Here is a 512-nt window from a genome sequence, read left to right as displayed (position 1 = left end):
AGGTTGTTGAAGGCACGGAGACCGTTGTACTTACCTTTAATTCCGCTACCAATAACCCATCGGTTACGGTTAGCCCAGCAAGTGCTACGGTAAACATTGCAGATGATGATGTGATGAGCGTTGTACTGAGCGGAGCGAGCAGTGTTGTAGAAGGCAATTCTGGCGCCACGATCGTTACCTACACAGCTACCCTGACAGGGGTTGCGGGTACTACCATCCGCGATGCCTCTACGGTTACCCCTGTGGTAACTGCAGGCACGGCCACCCTTGGCAGCGATTATAACTTCACCAGTCCTGGTGCACTTACCTTTGCAGCAGGGTCTGCTGTTGGTGCCACACGTACCTTTACGGTAAGCATCACCGGCGACAATACGATAGAACCAGACGAGACTTATACCGCTGCGATTACTGCAGCTACGGGCAACCTTACATTGGGTACGCCAAGCAGCATCACCACTACCATCACCAATGATGATAGCGCTACAATCAGCGTAGCAACCACTGATGCCTCA

The 512-nt window shown here is 52.3% G+C and carries 1 protein-coding gene; it reads left to right on the top strand.

Annotated elements, in window-relative coordinates; all coding sequences use genetic code 11:
- Window positions 1-512 (top strand): Calx-beta domain-containing protein (locus OQ268_RS17795; protein ID WP_265858165.1); only part of this gene is annotated, 512 nt, incomplete at both ends.

Source organism: Pedobacter sandarakinus (genome assembly GCF_026240095.1).
Classification (GTDB): Bacteria; Bacteroidota; Bacteroidia; order Sphingobacteriales; family Sphingobacteriaceae; genus Pedobacter; species Pedobacter sandarakinus.
The sequence above is the reverse complement of the archived record's forward strand: the minus strand, read 5'-3'. Positions and strand labels throughout refer to the sequence as shown.